The following is a 5,352-nucleotide window of genomic DNA, read 5'->3' as shown; positions in this document are numbered from 1 at the left end:
ATCCTGATCGCCGCGCTATAAGCGGGTGGCCGATAGGTAGGTCGAACAACTCGTAGACCATGTCGGTCCATGCCAAGGTCTCGTCTGGAAGATTACATTCCCACACGCCGATACGGGCAGCGCGCGACGAGTGATCGAACAGCTTCTTCAGGTGGACGAGTTCGGCGGATGCGTCGGCGGAAATCGCTTCGGCGCCGATCTCGGGGCGATCAGGACGAGCGCACAGGCGTCCCGTAAGCTGTGACCTGACTTCGCGTACAATCGATGAGAACATTCACCGCCTCTGCCATGCAAGAAGGCGTTCATGCCTTCGACTCTGCATATTCTTCAGCAAAGGTTGACGTTGTACTCCAGCGATCGTTTTTCTACTCAATTATAGTGGAAACAGATTATCGTGCCTAAGTAAGCCTTAACGAGCGGCGCCGGAATGGCGACTGTGTGCCAACATCGTCGCAAAAGATCATTCGTCACGCCGGACACTTTCGTCGATGATATTCCGCTGCGCAATGACCCGATCAACGCGCTCTCGCAGCTTCACATCCTGCCATATCGCCCATAGGGCTAGACCAATGACCAGCAAACACAGCAGACGGAACATCCAAAGTGCTCCAACCGGTCCCAATATGGCGACAATCATTGCAGACCGTCGTGAAGAGCTTATATCGTCGATCAGTAGGAGAGCCAAAACTGAGGCGGCAATCGCTAGAATGGCGATGAATCTCAGATTGCAAAATCTCTTCATAGGACCACAAATCACGTCAACGATTGTCGAGAACAATCAGCGTGCCGAACAGCGCGAAGACGTGGATTTCCCCGGTGTCTCGGATCGATCGTCGCGGTTCGCTTCGCGCATGATCCCGCCCATCGTCTTTAAGCGCTCGATCAGGTCGCGGCCATCGGCGGAGGCTCGCGTGCGCTCCAGCATCTGATACTCACGGGCCGCCTGCTGCCAATGCTCGCCGCCGCGCCCATCCGGCCGTCCTTCCTCTTCCCATAGCGCATAGGCGCGCTGATTGATCCAATCGTCTTTACTCAAAAACATGAAAGACCTCGAACAACGGCTTATAAAAATCAATAGCGCAGAGGCTGACAAATGGAGCTTAGGAAGTCGTTACTTCAGCACGACTTTCATCGTCTCAAAGGTGATATTCTGCGTTGGTCCTGGTCTCGGTCTTCTCTTCCGGCTAACGGGCACCCTCGGGTAGCCAGGAATGGTAGAGCGTGTGGTCGGGAAGAATCGGCAGGAATGTCGGGAGCCCGGTGCGTTGCGACTGGTAGGCGGCGGTGACCAATTCCAGCGAATTGCGAGCGTCGGCAAGCGTTACTGGCGGATCTTCGTTGCGCATCAGTGCATGATGGAAGAGCTCGAACTGGCGAGTATAGCCATCTTCCTTGACCTCGTAGCGGACGAGCGCGGCATCCACCTCCTCCTGGTGCTCGTCGTTGCCCGCCTTGAAGGTCCAGGGATCGCGCCCCATCGTATAGGGCTCGACAATGCTCTCTGCCACCAGATTTCGGAAGCAGAACCGCAGGCGCGAGATCTCTTCGCGCGAGCCGAGCGTCATCGACAGGCTGGCGAGCGATCCGTTCTTCATTTTCAATGAAAGTGCTGCGGTGTCTTCCACCTCGATCGGATTGACCAATGTGGTGCCGAAGCAAAAGAGTTCGGCGCAGGGACCGTGAATGTAGTTCAGCATGTCATGGGCGTGGATAGCGTGCCCGAGCAGACCACCGCCAAGCTCAGTTGCCCATTTGCCGCGCCAAGGAACGGCGTAGTAATCCGGACCGCGCCACCAATGGGTTTCGATTGTCGTCAAAAACGCCTCGCCGGCAAGCCCGAGATCGATAAGCATCTTCAGCTTCTGAAGACCGGAGCCATAGCGATACTGGAAGATCGGCATCAGCTTCGGCCCGTTGGCGCTGGCCACGATGCCGGCCATCTCGTCCACTTCGGCGATAGAGCCGAACAGTGGCTTTTCACAGATCACGTGCTTGCCGGCCTCGATTGCCTTGCGGCAGAGGTCAAAATGCGAGCTCGGCGGCGTGCAGATATCAATGATATCGAGATCGGCGCGGGCAATCATTGCCCCCGCATCCTGGGTATACTCAGGGATTGCGAACTCCTCGCAAAGCGCCTTGCCCCGGTCCGCATCGAGCGAACACAGAACCACGACGTCGAACAGCTCCTTGTTCCAGGCGAAACCGGCCAGATGGCGGGCGGCGATGCCAGCCCCGATCACGCCTACGCGAAATTTCTTGCTCATGTCAGCGCCCCTGCCCGTCGCCCTTGCCGATCCTGACCGCGTTCGCCTGCGCCTCCAGAGAGAGCCGGCAAACCTCAAAAACATGCGCGTGCGACATCGCCGTCTGCGTGCGGTCGCGCACGTCAGCCAGGAACGCCTCGAAATAATCGAGCTTCTCGTCGCTGCAATCGATGTGGGTCATCTCTTTGCCGTTGACGAGGAAGAGGTGATCCTTGCCGGGGCGACCGGTGATGTCGATGTATTTGCGCAGTTCGATATAGCCTTCGGTCCCGAGAATAGTGAGACGACCGTCGCCCCATGTCGGCAGGGCCTCGGGTGTGAACCAATCAACGCGGATGTAGCCGGAGCCATTGTCGGAGCGCAGAAGCACCTCACCGAAATCTTGGAAGGCCGGCCGGTCGGGCATGCCGAAATTGCCAATCGAGCTTGCAGCAACCGTGGCCGAAGTCGAACCCGTGTAAAACAGGAACTGATCGACCTGGTGTGAAGCGATGTCTACGATGATACCACCGAATTTCTCCGGGTCGAAGAACCAGTCGGGCCGCGTCGGTAGTTGCAACCGGTGCGGTCCCGTACCGAGCGTCTGGATGACGGTGCCGATCGCACCCGCTTTGACCAGCTTGCCGGCCTTGACTGCTGAGCGCACGCAATGGCGTTCGGAAAAGCAGATCGAGAAGATGCGGCCTGTCTCGGCCACCGTGTCTTTCACCGCCTGCAGCTGCGCTGATGTAGTCACGCCGGGTTTATCGGTCATCACGTCCTTGCCGGCCTTCATGGCGCGGATGGCGAGATCAGCCCGGTCGGCCGGGATCGCCGCGATGCAAATCACGTCGACCGAGGGATCGGCCAGCAACTGCTCACGGTCGATCTGCGGTGCATCGGGATAGGTTTTTTCTAACATCTCGCGAATGGCGGGAACGGATGTCTTCGGGCAATAGCCGACGAATTCGGCACCGGCGGCCAGCAATCCCTTCACATGATCGAAGGTATGCCCATGGTCGATCCCGACAACGGCAAATCTCAACATAGAAACGCGTCCTCCTCACTTGCGACGCGAAGCTCGACATACACCGAGCTTCACCGCACTCCTCGCGACAAGACAGACAGTGAAAGCGATTTCCTGTCAAGATCGCGCGACCAGCGCATACTACCGAGAACGGAATTAACCGACTGTTTCTAAATGAAAATACTTTGTATCTAAATAGTTATTTATCACAGTGACAACATCAGGACGACACCATCAGCAGTGCATTGAAGGAGCGGCCCCAGACCTACGGCGCCGAAGACCACAAGCGGAGCGAACTTCGCAAATAAGTGGCGGCCCAAATGTGAAAGCCATATGTCTTATGGTGCGATGGTTGGTTTCACCCTGTGTGCTTCAATGCGCGACGCGGTGCCCTCGAAGAAAAACTCAAATGCTCAAGCGATAGCCACAAGCTACAGGAAAAGACAGCTTCTAAAGGGCGGGATTTCATTGCCTTGCGCAAGTCCGATGCGAAAGAGCTCGCTGAAGAGTTTAACCGTCACGAAGCTGAATGTCTGGGTAACCCGCTTCTTTAGAATACGTCGAGTGGCGTGACCACAAGACCGTCATCACTTACCTGTCTTCCAAATCGTAGATGCAGGCGAATGGCTTCCAGTCTTGCCTGAGCCGTCAATTATATATTTTGCGCGACGCAACTAACCCGATGTCGCCAAGTTCACCTTAGTCACCGCCGCTTCGGTGTTGATGGCTGGAGAACGACATGACGTCCCTATACGACACAATCAGACACTTTGCAGCATTTCGAGCCCTTACTTCTCCGGACAAGCGCTCATCGCACCATCTCGCAGAGATTCCCGCATTCGGTTCAGATCCTGGCAATCTGGCAGGATGGGTTTTTGTTCCAGACACCATTCGCTGTGATCCGCCCTTGGTAGTAGGCCTCCATGCCTGCACGCAATCGGCGGCCTCATATGATGGCGGCTCCCATTGGGCGCAGCTGGCAGCCGATCTCGGGTTCATTGTCCTCTATCAACAGCGGCGGCAGAACAATTCCAACCTTTGCTTCAACTGGTTCGAGCCGAGCGACATCCGCCGAGACAGCGGGGAAGCGCTGTCGATCAGGCACATGATCGAGACCATCTGTATCAATCACAACGTCGACAGTAGGCAGGTTTTCATCACTGGCTTATCGGCTGGCGGCGCGATGGCGGATGTCATGCTGTCATCCTATCCAGAAATATCTTCCGCCGGGGCGATCATCGGGGGGCTGCCTTACGGTGTCGTCGCATCATCGGTTCCTCATGCTCTCGAGCACATGCGTGGTGTTGGGTTGCCGTCCGGGGCAACTCTCTCGGGGATGGTGCACAGAGCCTCTGCTCATGCTGGACCATGGCCAGCGGTCTCGCTTTGGCAGGGCTCAAAAGATCGGACTGTCGCCGAGGCAAACGCCTACGCACTCGTAGACCAATGGTTGGGAGTTCACGGCTTATCGCCATCGTCCTCCAAGTCATCATTGGATAGCTCGCACCATACGACGAGATGGTCTGACAGCACCGGTTTCGTGCCCGTAGAGTTTCACAGTATTGATGGCATGGGGCACGACACGCCAATCGACGAGAGAGGCGGCTTCGGATCCGCCGGGCCATTCATGCTCGATGTCGGGGTATCCTCGACAGCGGAGATTGCGCGAAGCTGGAACTTGACGCCCTCAATCGCCGTCGACCGCTCTGCGGACGCGGTCCAGACCTTTCCGTTGAAGCCTCAGGGTGTGCCCGCGACCGGGATACAGGACATCATTGAAAAGGCATTCCGCTCAGCCGGGCTCTGCGCTGACCCGAAGTAGCCATTCGCGAACGCGAAAATACCCACGGCCGTGTCCTGGCGGCATTTCCAGGCATCACCCAGAGGAGTTGGCAATGTCCCAACCTATCTCAACACACTCGCCCACCGGCATGACATACGCGACCGACGAAGCAATCACAGCCCTCGACAAAATATCATGGGGGGCAGTGTTCGCGGGTGTGGTTATCGCTCTCGCAACGCAGTTTCTGCTCAATCTACTGGGTGTCGGAATCGGCGCAGCCGTTCTAGACCCTGCCACCG

General features: G+C 57.0%; 4 protein-coding genes and 2 pseudogenes. 2 read left to right on the top strand and 4 right to left on the bottom strand.

Annotated elements, in window-relative coordinates:
- The 4 genes and pseudogenes from B3605_RS12940 to B3605_RS12925 all read right to left on the bottom strand — a co-directional run.
- Window positions 1-274, bottom strand: a pseudogene (locus tag B3605_RS12940) (GGDEF domain-containing protein); the annotation flags it as partial.
- 504 nt (window positions 275-778) lie between these two features.
- On the bottom strand, window positions 779-1,042 hold the full coding sequence (locus B3605_RS12935) for a DUF2934 domain-containing protein (RefSeq protein ID WP_112941948.1): 264 nt from the start codon (window positions 1,040-1,042) through the stop codon (window positions 779-781).
- A gap of 142 nt (window positions 1,043-1,184) precedes the next feature.
- Entirely contained in the window at window positions 1,185-2,264 is a 1,080-nt protein-coding gene (locus B3605_RS12930; RefSeq protein WP_112941949.1) for a Gfo/Idh/MocA family protein, read from the bottom strand.
- Window position 2,265: 1 nt separating this feature from the next.
- Window positions 2,266-3,291, bottom strand: coding sequence for a Gfo/Idh/MocA family protein (locus tag B3605_RS12925; protein ID WP_112941950.1), 1,026 nt, complete (start codon window positions 3,289-3,291; stop codon window positions 2,266-2,268).
- A gap of 718 nt (window positions 3,292-4,009) precedes the next feature.
- Between B3605_RS12925 and B3605_RS12920 the strand changes: the two genes are divergently transcribed.
- The gene (locus tag B3605_RS12920; RefSeq protein WP_183794198.1) at window positions 4,010-5,092 is read left to right on the top strand and encodes an alpha/beta hydrolase family esterase; all 1,083 of its coding nucleotides are present in this window, start codon (window positions 4,010-4,012) and stop codon (window positions 5,090-5,092) included.
- Between the two features lie 109 nt (window positions 5,093-5,201).
- Window positions 5,202-5,352 (top strand): annotated as a pseudogene (locus B3605_RS12915) (PhnA-like protein); the annotation flags it as partial.

The sequence above is a fragment of the Rhizobium sp. UBA1881 genome, from assembly GCF_002338015.1.
Classification (GTDB): Bacteria; Pseudomonadota; Alphaproteobacteria; order Rhizobiales; family Rhizobiaceae; genus Rhizobium.
The sequence above is the reverse complement of the archived record's forward strand: the minus strand, read 5'-3'. Positions and strand labels throughout refer to the sequence as shown.

Excerpts from the sequence above, each read along its gene's own strand:
- B3605_RS12935 (WP_112941948.1), bottom strand. The coding sequence starts at position 1,042 with ATGTTTTTGAGTAAAGACGATTGGATCAATCAGCGCGCCTATGCGCTA.
- B3605_RS12930 (WP_112941949.1), bottom strand. The coding sequence starts at position 2,264 with ATGAGCAAGAAATTTCGCGTAGGCGTGATCGGGGCTGGCATCGCCGCC.
- B3605_RS12925 (WP_112941950.1), bottom strand. The coding sequence starts at position 3,291 with ATGTTGAGATTTGCCGTTGTCGGGATCGACCATGGGCATACCTTCGAT.
- B3605_RS12920 (WP_183794198.1), top strand. The coding sequence starts at position 4,010 with ATGACGTCCCTATACGACACAATCAGACACTTTGCAGCATTTCGAGCC.